Origin of the sequence: Dyadobacter sp. CY343 (assembly GCF_021390335.1) — a bacterium.
Classification (GTDB): domain Bacteria; phylum Bacteroidota; class Bacteroidia; order Cytophagales; family Spirosomataceae; genus Dyadobacter.
Window position 1 is genome coordinate 1,544,670 of sequence record NZ_JAJUXK010000001.1, and the last position, 18,001, is coordinate 1,562,670.

At 41.7% G+C, this 18,001-nt stretch carries 11 protein-coding genes; 3 read left to right on the forward strand and 8 right to left on the reverse strand.

The genetic code is table 11. The features are described from left to right. The first annotated feature begins 5 nt into the window (after positions 1-5). Entirely contained in the window at positions 6-2,843 is a 2,838-nt protein-coding gene (locus LZG94_RS06355; RefSeq protein ID WP_233791066.1) for an alpha-L-rhamnosidase, read from the forward strand. Positions 2,844-2,915: 72 nt separating this feature from the next. Further along, positions 2,916-4,412 carry a capsule assembly Wzi family protein gene (locus LZG94_RS06360; protein ID WP_233791067.1) on the forward strand — a complete coding sequence of 499 codons (1,497 nt, stop codon included), beginning with the start codon at positions 2,916-2,918 and terminating at the stop codon, positions 4,410-4,412. Between the two features lie 7 nt (positions 4,413-4,419). On the opposite strand, the gene rfbD is transcribed toward LZG94_RS06360, so the two are convergent. The 5 genes from rfbD to LZG94_RS06385 all read right to left on the reverse strand — a co-directional run bounded on the left by rfbD (position 4,420) and on the right by LZG94_RS06385 (position 11,980). Beyond that, complete coding sequence (gene rfbD, locus LZG94_RS06365; protein WP_233791068.1) at positions 4,420-5,271, reverse strand: dTDP-4-dehydrorhamnose reductase; 852 nt, start codon at positions 5,269-5,271, stop codon at positions 4,420-4,422. A 105-nt stretch (positions 5,272-5,376) separates the two neighbouring features. After that, positions 5,377-7,266: an acyltransferase family protein gene (locus tag LZG94_RS06370; RefSeq protein WP_233791069.1), complete on the reverse strand. Its 1,890-nt coding sequence runs from the start codon at positions 7,264-7,266 to the stop codon at positions 5,377-5,379. Between the two features lie 154 nt (positions 7,267-7,420). Beyond that, on the reverse strand, positions 7,421-8,788 hold the full coding sequence (locus tag LZG94_RS06375; protein WP_233791070.1) for a sugar transferase: 1,368 nt from the start codon (positions 8,786-8,788) through the stop codon (positions 7,421-7,423). Between the two features lie 293 nt (positions 8,789-9,081). Then, entirely contained in the window at positions 9,082-9,831 is a 750-nt protein-coding gene (locus tag LZG94_RS06380) for a WecB/TagA/CpsF family glycosyltransferase (protein ID WP_233791071.1), read from the reverse strand. 76 nt (positions 9,832-9,907) lie between these two features. Then, positions 9,908-11,980, reverse strand: a complete 2,073-nt coding sequence (locus LZG94_RS06385; protein ID WP_233791073.1) for a right-handed parallel beta-helix repeat-containing protein — start codon at positions 11,978-11,980, stop codon at positions 9,908-9,910. Positions 11,981-12,145: 165 nt separating this feature from the next. Between LZG94_RS06385 and LZG94_RS06390 the strand changes: the two genes are divergently transcribed. After that, complete coding sequence (locus LZG94_RS06390; protein WP_233791074.1) at positions 12,146-14,425, forward strand: T9SS type A sorting domain-containing protein; 2,280 nt, start codon at positions 12,146-12,148, stop codon at positions 14,423-14,425. Between the two features lie 52 nt (positions 14,426-14,477). On the opposite strand, the gene LZG94_RS06395 is transcribed toward LZG94_RS06390, so the two are convergent. Genes LZG94_RS06395 through LZG94_RS06405 form a run of 3 tightly spaced genes read right to left on the reverse strand, consistent with a single transcriptional unit; the run spans position 14,478 to position 17,868 of the window. Then, complete coding sequence (locus tag LZG94_RS06395; protein WP_233791075.1) at positions 14,478-15,617, reverse strand: glycosyltransferase; 1,140 nt, start codon at positions 15,615-15,617, stop codon at positions 14,478-14,480. Continuing rightward, on the reverse strand, positions 15,614-16,966 hold the full coding sequence (locus tag LZG94_RS06400) for an O-antigen ligase (protein ID WP_233791076.1): 1,353 nt from the start codon (positions 16,964-16,966) through the stop codon (positions 15,614-15,616). The genes LZG94_RS06395 and LZG94_RS06400 overlap by 4 nt, the downstream gene beginning before the upstream one ends. A gap of 53 nt (positions 16,967-17,019) precedes the next feature. Beyond that, a complete protein-coding gene (locus LZG94_RS06405) occupies positions 17,020-17,868 on the reverse strand; it encodes a glycosyltransferase family 2 protein (RefSeq protein ID WP_233791077.1) in 849 nt (282 codons plus the stop codon). Between the last annotated feature and the right edge of the window lie 133 nt (positions 17,869-18,001).

An 18,001-nucleotide genomic window follows, 5' to 3' on the forward strand; every position in this document is an offset into this window, starting at 1 on the left:
ACCTCATGAAAATTCTAGTATCCCTGTTATTGTCAGCCTGCGTTCTTGCAAGCGCAAATGCAAAAGGTGTTGACCCGACTTACCTACGCTGTGAATATAAGGTCAACCCGGTCACCGATCAGAAAAGCCCGCGACTGAGCTGGGAGCTGCAATCGGGTGAAAACAACCAGGTCCAAACCGCTTATCAGATATTGGTAGCAAGCTCGCCGGAGAATCTGACGGAAGCGAAAGCCGATCTTTGGAACACAAACAAAACGACCGGTCGCGCTACTTACCAGATTGAATATAAGGGTAAGCCGCTGTCTTCCAGAACAATTTGCTATTGGAAGGTAAGGAGCTGGGATAAAAACGGAGTGCCTGGTAAATGGAGCGAAGCGGCCTTGTGGGAAATGGGACTTTTGGCAAAAAATGAATGGAAAGCCGACTGGATCGGTCTGGATCTGGATCATCTGGGGAAAGGAAAAGTGTACCATTTGCCGCCCGCGCCTTATTTGAGAAAGCAGGTTGTGATCAAAAAAGGATTGAAAAAAGCAAGGTTATATGTGACCGCGCTGGGATTGTATGAATTTCAGATCAATGGGAAAAAAGCGGGTGACGCATTCCTGACGCCCGGCTGGACAGACTATGATAAAAGGGTTTATTATCAAACCTACGATGTTACCTCTGATCTGAAACCCGGTGAAAATGCATTGGCTTCCCAACTTTCCTATGGTTGGTACGCAGGTTATCTGGGTTATTCCTTATTGGTTCAAAATCCGGTTGTGCGCGCATTTTATGGCAAAGTACCTCTTTTGAAAGCGCAGCTGGAAGTAGAATATGCTGACGGAACGAAAGAGACTTTTATGACAGACCAAACCTGGAAAGCCAGCACAGGTGCGATCCTGGAATCTGATCTTTTAAATGGTGAAACCTACGACGCCCGCCTCGAACCGACGGGCTGGAACAAAGCAGGTTTTAACGATAGTAAATGGGAAAAAGCGCAGGTTTTTGCCGATAAACCTGAGCGGCTGATCCAGGTATACCCGGGCCCGCCGGTAAAAGTGACACTAACGCTGGAAGTGAAAACGATCGCAGACCGCCCGGGCGGCAGTTATATCTTTGATATGGGCCAGAATTTCGCAGGGATTGTGCGCATTAAAGTAAAAGGCGCAGCCGGCGACACGATCCGTTTGAGGTTTGGTGAAAAGCTGCATCCCGACGGCAGATTAATGACCGAAAACCTAAGAATGGCGCGGGCGACGGATACATATATATTAAAGGGAGATCCGCAGGGCGAAACCTGGGAGCCGCAATTTACATTTCATGGATTTCAATATGTAGAAGTGGCGGGTCTGGGTCACAAGCCGGGCAAAGATGCGATTCTTGGTCTGGTGATCGGTTCGGATACTCCGAAAACGGGTTCGTTTGAGACTGATAATGCGATGGTCAACCAGCTTTACAGCAATATCGACTGGACCCAGCGCGCAAATTATATTGATATTCCTACCGACTGTCCGCAGCGCGACGAGCGGATTGGCTGGACCGGGGACGCGCAGGTTTATGCCAAATCGGCTACTTTCAACCGCGACGTAGCTTCGTTTTTTACCAAATGGGTGGTCGATTTAAATGACGCTCAGCGAAAGGATGGATCTTACCCGGTTTACGCGCCGGCACCGGATCTGCGAAAATCGGATACATTTTCGCCAGGCTGGATGGAAGCCGGCATTATTTGCCCCTACCAGATCTATCGAGCTTACGGAGACACGCGCATGATCAGCGAAGGCTGGCCGGCGATGTCCAGATTTATGGATTTTCTGGAAAAGAGAAGCAAAGGCGGCTATGTTTTCAAGGAGAATGCATTCGCTGACATTGACCCAAAAGGCGGCTTTGGTGACTGGCTTTCTTTCGGTAAAAAAACGCCGCCGGATATGCTCGCTTCCTTTTATTACGCCTACTGTGCCGATCTGATGGCAGAAATGGCGGGCGCGGTAAACAATCAAAAAGACTTTCAAAAATACGCGCAGATAGGCGCGAAGGTGAGAAAGGCGGTACTTGCACATTACAGCGATGCCAGCGGGAAATTCAAAACGGATGCGAAAGCGTATGGAAACGGTGCAGGTTATGTGGATGGCGCGCTAGGCTTTACCGGTCATACGCAAACTGCTTATGCGAATGCGATTTATATGAAGATCATTGACAAATCTCAGACTAAAAAGTCGGGAGACTTTCTTGTTGCATTGCTGAAAGAAAACGGGAATAAGCTCGGTACCGGATTCCTTGGTGCCAAGCCGCTGCTACCTGCATTATCAGCGACTGGCAATACGGATCTGGCTTACCGGTTGTTTTTGAGCAAAGAGTTTCCGTCCTGGGGTTTTGAGGTCGAACAGGGCTCCACTACGATTTGGGAGCGGTGGGACAGCTTCACCAAAGAGGATGGATTCAAATACAATGCGGCCATGAACTCGTTCAGTCACTACGCATTCGGGGCTGTTTGTGAATGGATGTTTGGCAATGCAGCGGGCATTCAAGCTACCCAACCAGGATTCGCAACCTTTGACATAAAACCTGAAATTGCGCCTGACGGAATGGGTAAGGAGGGTATAAACCATTTAAAGGCTTCACTTGTGACGATGAACGGGAAAGTTGTTTCGGAGTGGGAGCGGAGTAATTCCGGGCTCAATCTCAAAGTAACTGTTCCGGTAAATACGGTTGCGCGCATTCATATTCCTTCTGAAAAATCGCAGCAGATATTGGCCAATAGGGAAAATATTAGCAAATCGAAATCTGTAAAATTGATCGGCACCGAGAACGGCCACACGATTGTAGAGGCAGGGTCGGGGAGTTATGAGTTTGTGGTAAAATAGTTGATGAACTTTCGATTTATTTGTTAACTTTTGCGGATAAAATCTGGCTCAACGTCTAATAAATCTCAGTTAATGACATCAACCTCTAACAGCTTGTTTCATTCTTCTACCTCCCTCTGTAAGCTTATTCTTGGCGGTTTTGCCGCAGTAGCTGCATTTTCCAGTCCTGCCTTTGCGCAGGATACCGATACTTCTAAAAGTCACACCAATGCGTGGGTGGAGCTGGCTGCGTATGGTTCAACTGCGTCCCGGACCCCATTCTGGCTTCATGCAAATCAATGGGGGATAGTCCCGATCACGGGGCAGGTAGGGAGTCTGAGAGCTGGTGTGGTAGGCAGGCAACCCTTATCGCAAAATGCAGAATCAAAGCAAAACTGGACTTATGTATACGGACTGGAAGCTGTCGGTAATGTAAGCAAGAACAGCAAATTTTTGCTTCCGCAGGCTTACGCCGGGATTGCTTTTAAAAGCTTACAGCTGACGGTCGGAAGGCGGAAACAGTATGTAGGTTTCAATGATCACGAACTGGGAACAGGATCGTATATGTGGTCGGGTAATGCGATGCCGATACCGAAGGTTCAGCTCGGATTTGAACAATATGTACCCCTGATCAAGAATTTTTTCTATTTCAAAGGGTACTATTCTGATGGAGTCTTAGAAAACAGCAGGCCAGTAACCAGCCATTTAAAATTGCATAATAAGGCGCTATTCGTGCGGTTGGGAAGGCCAGAAGGGACTGTGAAGCTATATGGCGGATTCAATCATGCTGTTCAATGGGGAGGAAGATCTCCCTACTTTACAGAAAATGGAAAAATGCCCGGCGGCGTGGAGAACTATTGGTTTGTCGTTACAGGTTTCAAGCCCAAGAATAAAACGAATTTGTCGAATTTCGATAGGACTAACCGCATAGGAAATCATGTAGCCAGCCTGGATGCAGGGCTGGAATTTGATCTGGCAAATGTGAATATATTTCTTTACCGGCAAAACCTCGTTGAAGACGGATCACTTTTTTACCTGAATAATATAAAGGATGGGTTGAATGGACTCGTTTTAAAATTTAAGAATACTGAACAAGCAGGTTTTTCTATTGATAGAATCGCATTGGAATTGCTCTATACGAAGAGTCAGGGTGGAAGCGAAACTACCGATGGAAATGGAATTCGTGGAAAGGACGACTATTTTAATAATGGACAGGTCCGTGACGGATGGTCTTATTTTAGTAGAGGAATAGGTACGCCCTTCATAACCGCTAGTTCAGAAAATGACTGGCCACGGTATGCAGATTTCTTTACCAATAACAATCGAGTTTGGGTTACTCACGCCGGATTGCAAGGTAAATTGGGCAGCACTACCTGGATAACAAAGCTTTCATTTTCCAGCAATCAGGGTACTTATGATCAATCCTTCCCTGGTAAAATATATCAATTCTCCGGTATAGCAGGTGTTGAAGTACCCCTCAGCTGGCTGGGAGGTACCTTTGTTAAAGGTGCAATCTCCGTTGATCAGGGTGATCTGTTCGACAACGCGGTTGGCGGTATGCTTTCAATACGGAAAAACCTGAATTTATAAAATCAAATTAAGCTAACCTTTCAATACAAGCGGCAAGACTGTCACGCCAGTAAGGAATTGTAATACCAAATTCAGCTTTAATCTTGCTTTTGTCCATTACCGAATACGCTGGTCGAATAGCCTTAGTGATGTACTCCGACGTTTTCACAGGAATGACTCTTACGTTTGTCCCACTGATATCGAATATGGCTTTTGCGAAATCGTACCAGGAAGTTACACCTTCATTACTATAATGATATATCCCATACTGGGTACTCTCTGATGCAATAATGTCGAAGATTGCACCCGCCAAATCTATCGCATACGTTGGAGATCCTACCTGATCGACTATTACTCCCAGTTGTTCCCGCTCAGTCCCCAACCGGAGCATTGTCTTCACAAAGTTGTTTCCGAATTCAGAATATAGCCAGCTAGTGCGCAACGTGAAATGCTCCGGTAGGACTTCGGCGATAGCAACTTCTCCTTCCAGCTTAGTCAAGCCATAAATGTTTTCAGGACTAGCTGGATCGCTTTCTGTCAGAAGCCCGGTTACATTGCCTTTGAAAACGAAATCCGTGCTGACGTGAATCAACTTGGCGCCATGTGATTTACATGCTTCTGCTATGTTAGCCGCACCGTCGCGATTGACTTTCCTGCAAAGATCTATATTATCCTCAGCCGCATCCACCGCAGTGTAGGCGGCGCAATTGATTACGTATGTTGGCTTTTCCTGAAAGAATAGCTTTTCTAATAAAGTCTTGTCTAAAATATTGGCGTTTTCCTCAGCTGGGAAAGCGATATTTGATATAACCCTCTCACCGGCGATTTTTTTTAAACAGCTCCCAAGTTGGCCTGATGCTCCTAGTACAACGATGTTCATACGTAATTTTCTTTTAAATAACGACAAATATAAGCACGAGTGCCTTAATGAAAGTCCATTTTAAGATTGGGAATACAAGTTAAGATCACTTCTCCAAATTTTACATCAATTGTTGTTAGCAACTAAGGTAGGTTGACCTAGTAGAAACTTTTGAAAAAGAGGATTGTACCATATTATTTGAGTCACTAGATCGGCACCACTCTTAGTATAATGATTTTGATCGTACATATAGGGCGTATTTTTACTCGTTAATTTTGGTACACCCTGCATGTCATAAATCTCAATGTAGCGGGATTTCAACCTATCCTTCAAAATACTGTTGATCTGCCTAGATTTGTCGTCCCTGTACCGGTTTCTTAATAATTTCCCATATTCAGTTTCTCTTGCTGCTATTGAAGAAAAAGCAATTGTGTAGGTTTCATTTTGGCCCAATATAATGGTATTAAGGCTTAGCTTCTTGAGATAGGCAATCGTTTCTTCTATTTCATCGGGAAGCTCATTATGATCTCCGCTGACCCAATTCGCACTGATGATTACCCCGTCAATATTTGATGCATTTTTTGGTAGATAGTTCTTATAGACGAAATCAATGAGCTCAGTGCACCTTATTTTGCCATTTTTCTTTATCAATGGCAAGCAGCCGCTCCCAGAAGCCTGAATCAAATTCATGTTATTTTTAAGGAAAATTTCTCTCAGGGATTGTGATAAATGGGCAGAGTGACTATCGCCAATAAGCAAATAGTTTTTTTTATTGATATCAAGTTCAAGGCACTGATCGGCGTTATAGTCCTTGAGACCATCATGCTGGGCTGTTATAAAACATTTTCCTACGCTAAATTGATCATCGTGCTCTTTTTGATGAGTTTGACTATACTGAGAAATGTTAAGTGTTTCTTGATCGAAAATAAATCTATTCACATCCTGATTTGCAAAAACTAGCCCGATTATGACAAGTGCTACCGAACCACTTACCAGTCTGAGGTTATTTTCAAACCTAATTGATTCTATATATTTATACGATATTGTTGCGGCTAATAATGAGGCAATAATAAGAATAATAGAAGTCACCAAGCTTGTCTCTACCCCGAGGTATATCGCAATTACATACAGAGGCCAGTGCCATAAATAAAGGGAATAGGAGATTTTTCCTAAATATTGAGTGAACTCGTATCGCAGCACTTTGAAATCGTTGATGTTCATGCAAATGATCAAAAACGTTCCTAATACCGCCGGCAATGTATATATGCCAGGCCACGGTAAGGTTTCATTAAGGAGGTAAAAGCAAGAGAAAATTACAGCGTATCCAATTATTGCAATAATCTTGTTGTACCGCGTCTGTATCTTATTCTCAGTCAGGAATGCTAACCCTCCTAATAACATTTCCCACGAACGGGTCGGAAGGAGATAAAAAGACGAGTTAGGCTTGTATTTTGTAATGAACAAGGTTACCAGGAAGATTGATATTATTGATAATGAAAACAGGTAAAGATATCCCGATCGACTTATCCGGAACAGCCTGTTTACGGCAACGAGACCAACTGGAAGTATAAGATAAAATTGCCACTCAACGGACAGAGACCACGTATGCAGAAGCATGTTCGTATCTGACGAAGGATCAAAATAATTGGAGTTGTTATAAAGGACGTTAGAATAAAATAGCAAACTGGCAATAGCGTTTTTCGCAACAACTTTATAATCGATGGGAAGGTAGACGAAGAAACAAAATATGAACAGGCACAATATTAAGAAGCTGAGTGCCGGGATAATACGTTGTGCTCGCCTGGCATAGAAATTCAAGATAGAAAATTTACCAGATTCAATTCCGGTGATAACTATACGGCTCATCAGATATCCTGATATCACAAAGAACACGTCCACTCCTGCGAAGCCACCAGAAAAAAAAGGCAGCTTAAAGTGAAAGAGTACTACTCCTATCACCGCAATCGCACGGAGCGCATTGATATCGTATCTAAATTTATCTGTAGACTTTGTCATAATATGTATTTTATATTTATTCAGTACGACGTCTGATTCTATCCACGAATTCAAACAAAAAGCCTAACAGCAGAATCTATCTGCATCAGGCTTTTTGTTTGAATCGTCACACAGAGAAAAAAAATTTGTATAGGTGGGAAAGAGGAATTGATTTCTATTGACCTCGCCCTAAGATCATTACCTGTAAAGTTCTAAATATGAGTTGAACATCATCTACAATACTGTAAGACTTCAAGTATTGCAAATCATATTTCAACCGCTCTACATTTTTAGCCATCGTGTCTGCATAGCCCACATTAATTTGCCCGATGGATGTGATTCCAGGCTTCACTGTCAACAAACGCTGAAATTCATGAGGTTCAGCTTCCATAAGCATATCCACATCGTATTTAAATAATGGTCTAGGGCCGACAACAGACATTTCTCCTTTCAGTACATTGATAAACTGGGGTAACTCATCAAGCCGAGACTTACGCAGAAAACGCCCGATAGGTGTTATTCTTGGATCGCCATCACCTTTCGAATGTTGCAGTCCCATTTTATCAGCATCCACGTACATGCTGCGAAACTTGTATATTTCGAACATCTCACCCCATCTTCCCGAGCGCTTTTGCTTGAAAAATACAGGGCCTGGGGACGTTATTTTAATTGCAAGAAAAACAAATAAAAATACAGGTGCTCCTAAAATCATTACTACAACCGAGAATATCAGATCAAATGCACGCTTGGAAGTTTGTTCATTAAAACTAGAAAAAGGTTTTGTATTAACCTGAATAATAGGATACATATCATGATACTCGATCGTTGCCATATTAGTCATAAACCCGCGAAAATCAGGGACTAGCCGAATTTGTGTTCTATGTCTTTCTCCTATCTTGATTATTTCCCTAACCTGATCATCATTCATCTCATTGAGACAGCAATAAAGATAGTCGAGTTGTTTTTCCTTAATCCAAACTTCTATTTCGCTTATTTGGCTATGAATGTCACTGAGCTCAAACATGCCATAATAGCGATATCCCAACTCTTTCCGTTCCGAATAGAATTCACGAATAAGTTTAGCGAGATCACCTCTTCCTACAATCGCGAAACGATTGAAGTTGTATCCTGCTTGCCTGTAAAGTTTCAAAGACATAACAGCCAATCCCCGTACCAAAATTGACAAAAAACAAAAAAAGCAGTATGTCATCAAGAACTGATAGCGGCTATATTCTTCACCTTGCTTAAAGAGGTAAAAAAATGCCATCATGATCGAGGCATGAACAGCAACAGCTTTGAAGAATTTACCCAGTTGCGTAGTGAAGTGATAAGACAGGCGGGAAATTTTGTAAGTCTCTAGGGTAAGAATAATCAATATCCAAACCAAGTTTGCTACTAGCAACAGGTTAACGTACTGATTTTGAAAGATTTCAGAAGCCTCGTCAAAACGAAAAACATAGGCTAAGAAAAAGGAAACGTTCAATAACAGCACATCTATCCATAAATGTGCCTTTGGAAGGACTCCCGGGTAATGATTTTTCATATATAACGTTGAGAAAGTTTTCTAATGGTTCCCTAGTAACTCAGGCTGAATCAGCTTGTACTGCATTAACCAGAATTAGCATACTCAGATACCCCACATAGACTGACAAGTATAAGAGAATAATATTACTTTTCCAAGTTAGTTCTTATAAAATATGATCCTTAAATAGGAGATGGATTTCGTCCCATAAGGACGTAGCGTTGCTATTTGTACCAATGGCTTCTTCAAAACAGCCTGGTTGCCAGAGTTGCTCCCGTATGGCGACGACACCAGGATATTAATTCAATATCACTTTAACGGTACGCCTTACCTGATACTAAGGCTCGAAAAAATAAAAATATAAAGAGTGCGTTAGTGACAAAATATCTTTTCATAAGCCTTCTAGGCTCTTGCATTAAACGAAAAAGCCATTCTAAGCTTGCTTTTTGCATCCAGTCAGGTGCCCTCTTTTGCAAGCCTATCATGACTGGAAGTGCTCCTCCGATTCCGATCATGGGCATTTGTATTCTACCCTTCATTTTAGCCATCCACTTTTCCTGTTTGGGACAGCCCAACGCAACTACAAGAAATTTGGCACCACTCGTGTTAATCATTTCTTCATAGTCAGCTTCTTCATCGGAAGAGAGCTGCCGGAAAGGAGGACTTACCATACCCGCAATACTAAGATTAGGATATTTCTTATGAAGGAAGGCTTGATTTTTTATGAGCATTTCATTTGAACCTCCGTAAAAAAAAACAGGTATACCAAGATTTTCCAACGTTGCTAACAGATCTGGTAGTAAGTCCATCCCACACACGCGCTCCTGTCTCTCGCCGTAAAGTAATCGCATGCCCCAAGCTAGTGGCATGCCATCAGGTGCACAAAGATCAGCTGAGTTGACAATGGTCGCAAAATCTCTGTCTTGATAAGCTTCGACCAACATATGCACGTTCGCTACACAGATGTATGACGACTGCTGTTTATTAACGAGCTCAAGGGTTTTATCAATAAATTTGACGTAGCTGTGAGAACTGACTTTGATACTAATTAGGTCTTTTTTCATCGTTGAGTAATTATAATATCGTCTCTGAGATCTCGCATCAGATCCGCATAAACCTGCTTGTAATGACTACATAGCATTAAATATCTGTAAATTTAGCTCCTATTTTGTCAAATTCTATGTTTTTCCAGCTTTTCGATTGCTTCACTTCTGCAGGAACGTCGTCTTCTTGAAGAGCTCGCTGTCGTTTTGGTGAGAAGTCAGAGTTGCCCTGGGTTGTGATCGAGTTGTGTATTATGTAACCAGGACTGTTATCTATCTTACCAACATTGTAGAAATAGTTACCATCAACATAATTTTCTCGTTTCTTAGAACTTGATAATGCAAAGAAATTTTGGAGATGTGGATATTTTTTCTGAAAAATCTTAGATCTAATATCAACGGTTTGAGTGATTCTAGCAAGGTTTTCCTTATTTGTGATAAACGTCTGTTTCCACTTCTTATCAGTCCAAGCTTTGTATGAAAATGCTTTACGACAGTTTAGAAAAACGTTGTTGTCAATGTTAGTGTGACTTCCGCCATTGATGTGGATAGCCCCAAATCCATTGGATTTGGTAGTTCCGGATTCAAGAAAGATGTTGTTTGCAATGCTGAAACCACCGCTTCCATCATCAATGTAAATAGCAGTTACGAGGGGACTTGCTTCGTTTTGGATTTTTCCGAAAAGGTTGTGAATGATCATTGTTCCGGTCGATGACGGGTCTCTACCAGTGTAGATAGCACCCACATCTCCAAACTCCTGACATACATCACTGATGTTGTTGTAAGAAATGACATGATCATTGCCTTGAAAAATAATGGCTTGACCTGGTGCCACGCTGATATCATTGTTTTTTACTGTTATTCCAACACCTTGGATATTTATTGCCGGAGAATAGCTTCTATAAAGCCTTGAGAAGTTAGTGATGACACAGTTCTCGATATAGTTTTCTGAAGGCTGTAATGTCTTTCTGTTCCCACCACTCATGACGATGGCACCTGACCCTGTGTTCATAATTGTCGAGGTTTGCACCTTCAATTTCATACAATTAGCTGCGTCAATAGCGAGTAGCCCGAAATTTTTAAACGTGCAGTTCTCTATCAAAATATTGCTTGACCTAGAGATTTTAATAGCTGAAGACCTTCCTAAACCAAAATTTAAGCCTTTAATTCTGATCGCTTCGGTGTTGCTAATCTCAATCAGTGGGGTAGCCAATGTGGATATTGAACACTTCTCGAGATCGCTTTCCGAATCCAGATATACATAGAGTTTTTTGGATTGCGGATCCATGACGTATTCTCTGTTCCTAGTTAGCTCTTCCGTAACATTGTAAAAAAAGAATGATCCTAATGTCCTGCTATCACCAAACTGCTGTCTCCTCTTATCTGGCGCTTTTACAATCTTATACTTTGCTTTATCAGATAACCTCACAAGGTTTTTTTTGGGCTCTAAGCTTAAAACAGGAAGGTTATCAAAAGCCCAGTTTTTAGTAAGGGCTCCCGCTATCCATATATGTGAAGGAGATTCCCACCTCGTCGGCAAGATTGCGCCAGTTGTGAATGCTGCCTTTTCTCCGCCTGATATCTCAGCCGCCGGAACAACTGAAACAATACTGATAGTACTGTCTTTCGGCCACCGTGCCAGACTTGCCGGGTCTTCATTGATGAATAATTCGATTGGAGATGGCTTCCTAGGTTGCCCATAGCCATTTTTATGCAAACTAATATCATTACTAGCATAGCGACCTAGATCAAGGGCGTAGACATTATTGCGGGAAGTTGTTGGTATTTTCCTCAGGATCGCCCCATCTGTTACTTTTTGGAAATCCGAACTATTGACGTTACTACCCCCGGTCAAGAATACTTTCTCGTTTCCATAACTTGTTAGAGTCAGCTGCTTTCCCTTTGTAAGTGTCGTATTATTGATAGAGGCAGTATTCGAAAGCATGTAAGTTCCATCTCTAAAATAAATAGTAATGGACGAATTGCCTGGTACTGACACCACAGTTTCAAGTGCCTTGGACAAATTACGGAAAGGCTCTTCTTTGGTCCCTTTTTTCGAGTCACTTCCCTTAGTGGAGACAAAAAACGCGAATTCTCGAATACTTGGTCTAGCTGAACCTGAGACGATTAGGATTGAAAAAAGCATTATAGCACTACTTAATTTTCTCATTACGGGTCTGATTGACGAATACGTTTGCGTTATAATATCGACTTTATTGTCGTTTGTCGGGTGCTGGTATGATTTTAATCTATAAAAATCCACAAAGTAGATTTTATTCTACGTAAATTATCAAGTACTTAGCAATGTGAATGTAATTAACTCAACTTAACTGTGATGAAACTATTATTACCTATTTTACTGCTATTAGCTCCGATAGTAAACTTGGCCGCAACGTTCACGATTGCTGATGGCGATGTAAATGCATTGGCTGCAGCGATTAGTGCATCAAATGCAAATAACGAGCCAGATGTTATCAACCTGGCCCCAGGTGGTATGTATATTCTTACATCTGTCAGATATACATCCAGTAGCGTTTCCAGGTCAGGTTTCAGCGGGGAGAGAGGTTTGCCCGCAATTGCGGGAGATGTTGTGGGTCTTGACCTAACAATTAATGGTAATAACTCCACACTTTCCAGAGATTTGTCAGCACCGTTATTCGGTTTGTTGTCTACGAGATCAAGAGCTGATGTCATAATCAACAACCTAAGATTTTCTAACGGACTGGTAAATGCGCAGGGCGCGGGTTTGTTCGTAGAATTCAAGAGTACTACTGAGTTGAACTACTGTGTTTTTACTAACAATGAGTCGACTTTGAATGTTGAAGGTGGTGGAGGCGCTGTATATGCAAAGAGTCTGAATTTGCTACGAATAAACAATTGCATTTTCGAGAATAACAGAGCCGTCAACCAAGGTGGCGCATTAAATGTGTTGTTATCTGACTTATATTTGACTGGAAGCAGGTTTAGTAACAACTCAACGACTGGAACAACGGGTGATGAGCAAGGGGGGGCCATTTACAATGATGGCGCGAGAGGAGATAATGGAGAATTTATTGTCAGAAATTGCTTGTTCGAAGGTAATACCACCTTTTATCAAGGTGGAGCTTTGTTTACCTATCCTTACAATAATAACAGCTACGAAGTCATCGATTGTATTTTTAATAACAATCAAACTAGTACAACAACAGGAAACGGCGGTGGATTTTTCTTCAGATCTTCGAGAGTTACGATTGGTGATGCAGATTATCCATACACGAGTATACCTGCAAATTCCACTTTGACTTTCAAAGATTGCATATTTGATGGGAATGTGTCAAGGCAGGGTGGTGGTGTATGGCTGGATGATGGGAGGCTAACAGAGCCAGTTTCAAATTGTACTTTCAGAAACAACACAAGTATCACGCAGGGAGGGGGAGTTGCACTTTCTACCAACCGCCCCGTTGTGTTTTCCTCGTGTACTTTTAATGGCAACAGGTCTAATCAGGGAGGCGGAATTGCACTTTCTGGCGCCTCTCAGTCCGTAGATATCATCAATTGCACCTTAGAGGGTAACATTGCAAATCAATACGGTGGGGCAATTGTCGCTCCTAAAAACGGCATTATCATCAATATTACTAACTGTACAATCGCAAACAACCAAGCTAATAACCCTACAAATGGGCAGGGAGGGGCTATTTTCTCCGGAGGTAATGGAGGAATTAACCAGTCTCTCACTATAAAAAATAACATCTTCTATAACAATACTGTCTCTAATAGGTATGGGGGAGGAGGAGATCCATCGTGGCGTCATTGTAACTGTCAAATGGCAGATGGAGGAAACAATATTTTCTTTCCGGAAAAAATCTTACCGAATATAACAGGGAATACATGCGTAGCAAACCCGGTAATATTGGACGCAAAAGCGAATGCTCTTGCGGATAATGGAGGAGTTACACAAACTATGTCACTTAGATCAGACAGCCCTGCGATTGACGCTGGTACGTCATTAGGTGCACCAGCCGATGATCAGCGGGGTATTCAACGTGTAGGTCGAATAGATATTGGCGCGTATGAGTTTGAAGGTGCTATGCCCGTTAAGCTGGCTTCATTTGAAATCGAAAAAGAGGGGATGGCTGCTCTTCTTAAGTGGCGTACATCTGAGGAGTATGGTGTGAGTCATTACGAGGTAGAACGTTCCATTGGATCTGTCTCGAGCTTCAAAGTGATTAAGAAGATCTCGGCCAACAATAAACCCAGCTCGTATAACTTTGTGGATTCGGACCTTGTACCGTTACAAAAAAATTATGATGTCTTCTACAGATTGCGTGTAATAGATCACGATCAAACCTATACATATTCTAAAATAAGGCAAATAGGTTTTGATGGAAGTTTCGAGGGTGCCCCAATAACCCTGTTCCCCAATCCCGCATCCAACACAGTCAATATAAAGTCGGAAATCGGAAGTATTATATCGTTTAAGATTCATAATGCGACTGGGAAGCTTGTTATGCAGGGATCTGGCAGTAATGCCGAGGAGGTGAACATTGACATTCACACTCTACCAGTAGATATTTATCTGATTGAGACCACAACTCTATCTGCTAAGAAAACAATTAGACTTGTTAAAATTAGATAGGTTAGATAAACCTTTCGATAGTCCCCGCGACTTCTGTTGGGGACTATCGAAACTAAATAACAGACTCGTAGATCTGCTTGAGCTGCACATAATTTTGTTCGGGAGTATATTTCAAAAGGAATTCTCGACGCGCTTCCTCAGCCATTTCAGAGCTGTCCTTAGAAATTAATATTTCTATCTTATTAGCCAGTTGTTCAGCGTTACCAGCTTCAAACAGCAATCCATTTCTTCCAGAGGAAATCAACTCAGGAATTCCACCCATTTGCGAGCCAATAACAGGCGTCCCGTTCGCAAAAGCTTCTACTACCACTCTACCGAAAGGTTCATGCCATTCCGAAGGAACGATAAGTGCTTTCGCCTCACTCATATAACGATAAGTTTCCGATAAAGAAAGCTTACCCAAGAATTCGATGGTGTGGGACTTACTGCTCGGCATACTTCCTTCACCTATAACAACCAATTTTGTTGTTGTAGATTTTAGGAGATTCCAGGCTTTCACTAAAGTAGCTATTCCTTTCTCCTGACTCAGGCGTCCCACATATAAGATGTAGTCCTTTTTATCATAAGAGTATCCGGGGTCAGTTAAAAGGCAGTTCGGCTTTATGAAAATTTTATTCTCGTGAACGCCTTGCGTCACCAATTTCTCTTTAACGAACCTGGATATTGCAATGAATGCGTTAACCTTTCGATTCCATGTATCAATAGAATTATGGACCGCTAGCATAGTGCTCACAGCGGCGGTTGCCGATCTGCTTCCCCGGTAACATTTATGTATGATACCGTTTATAGGTGTATTCTTTCCTAGACACTCCGTACAAATATGTCCATCTCGAAAAAGCAGCGCGTTTGGACACATCAATCGATAATTTCTAATAGATTGTACTACCGGAACTTTAAGTGAACTGGCTGCATAATAAATTGATGGTGAAATTAAAGGAAAGAAATTTTGAACGTGCAGAATTTCAGAGCCTTGCAACTTTATAAGTCTCTTAATTTCTTTATAAGAACTGTTTGACCAAATAGAATTAAGCGCAAGTGAGAGCTTCGACGAATTAGAATCGATTGTGTTATTGTTCACCTCGAAACTCATAACATCATGTCCATTCTGCTTCATCAGATTTTCCTCTACGAGACGGGACTCATCTTCGCCACCTCGAACCTGATATAAATTGTGCGCTGTTAAAATTCTCATGGTGTTGATATCAGCGGAAATCGGGGTACTTGTTGACTTGGTTGAGATATTCCAACTGATTTAGCTCTATTTTCAATTTTTAGACATTTGTAAGCAATGCCCATAGAGATCCAGAATATAATAGCACCCATCGGATTTTCCAAGTAAACGTCGAAGTTTGAATTAATTAGGCCAGCGATTACAAGAAGACTGAAGGACCATGCCAGCATTGGCCTTTTTTTAGAAAATAAAAGCATGGGAATTGCTTTTCTCAAAAAGCAAAAAAGCACAAATAGCCAACCGAATAAACCCACTAGTCCTAGTCTGCTGAAAATGTTAATTGTGTAGTTATGTGGATGCTTTGTTTTTCGCTCACTATCTTCGTCATCTACTGCAAATTGCTCGAATTGAGTTATTAGATTGGGACCAAGGCCTAAGCCAAACCACATTTTGCTAGGGCTCTCTGTCACCTCAGCTATTAGCGTGCTCCAAAATTCCTTACGCCACCTCTTCGTTCCCTGAGTTCTTCCCGCATTATTCGTATCCGAGCTAAATAGGCTGATGATGTTTTCTCTTAGTTGAGTAATGCTCACCTGCCTGCCACCCGAGCTTGACTGACGATCTACGATTTCAATTCCAGAAAATACAATCATCAAGGCGAACGCCAAAATATAGATGGAGTTTACTTTCTGGCGGAAATTAAAGTGCCTGAAACCAATTATTAGGGCTATACAAAATGCTACAAATCCCCCCCGATTCAAACTTGCGGTAGTCACCAGCAATATACCGCACATCAAATAGTATATATTCTTATATCTGATAATTTTATTTCGCGGACTAGATATAAGCAAAGCAGAAAAGAGTGCAAGGTAGACTTGGATATCTCCGCTTTTCGTCGCAAATAATGCAACGTCTTCATATGTCAGATTCTGTAAGGCTTCTTTAAATGTTCTTTTTATGACCTGTATGAGTAGAAGCGCAGGTAAAACATATTTGATACACTTCAACAGTGTCACTTTAAAACTTTCAATATTACGCTCGGACACATGGTAGTATCCTATGATAAAAAAAACAGAGTAGTATATCATTGCAAAGTCACGCACGGCCTCAAGTTTGAATTTGCCAACGTTAACTGCTAGGTTACATAAACCAATAAAGATGAAAATAACGATGAAGTAAAAATGCCTGACCCTTACCGGCTTATTTTTTAGACGATATAGACCAAATATCATAAATATTTCACCTATGTAAATTGGCGTAAAAGGAATATGTAGAGTCGCGTACATTTTTCCTATTAACAAATAACCCATCAGGAGAAAGATAAAGACATTGTCTATATACCATTTCTCTTTTCTATTTGGTTGGATCATACTAGCATTTAAATGTAAATCTTATACTGAACATTTGATATGTTACCTGCTAATTAAATTTGAGCTTTACCGAGCAATATCCATAATCTTGGAAATGCTAATCTTATGTAAATAACGGATGCTCGGTAGAGCGCCATTAGAAAGCTGGTATGCCGCTTTTCAAAATAGAATATCTCCTCGGGGTTTTTAGCTAGGGGGGTTCTAAAGTGGGCAAGCCTCTGTTTCAAACTATACTTTGGGTTACACCAAATTGGCAATGAATTGTGTCTGTCACACGTCGCAACTACTTTTGAGGATACAAATGACGCCACACCTAGTTTCTTAGCCCTCAGTCCGTAATCAACATCTCCAAGCGTGTGATGAAAGAATGAATCGAGATATCCTACTTTATCAAACACACTCTTAGGGATTAGAACAACATTTCCGTTGAAGTAGTCGCATGCCTGAGGTATGCCAGTGGGAATTAATCTTTTCTTGTCTCTTAATAAACAGCCGCTATAGGAAATGTAAGTCTTATCGCTGGACTCACAAATCCCGCAAAATATGCTTTCATGATTCTTAGCGCCGGAATCTTTTAGAAGAATTGCTATGGCGTCCTCCTGCAAGTTTGTATCGTCGTTCAGCCATAAATAGAAATCACTCTCTACGGCTACCGCCTCTTGCCAGGCCCTTATCATCCCCCTGTTCCAGAACAAGTTTCCATCTCCTTCAATTATCCTGACTTTCGGGAACTCAAATTTTACTGAGCTGGCAGTACCATCAGTTGACGCGTCATCTACTAGGAAGATTTCTGAAATTATGTCTCCAGCATGTTCTACGGCTCTCGTTAGAGCTGATAAAGACTCCAGGGTATCTTTTTTCCTGTTGTGACACGTCAGTAATATCGATATTCGGTTGGACATTTTGGAAATATTTCTTAAAATAATATAACTGCTGGGGCACACAGAAGACTTAACGTTCTCGCACAGGTTATGCCGGAAGATAGGTCCTTGGCAGAGAGTAGAGGTCTCTTGAATAAAACAAGTGTTGACAGGA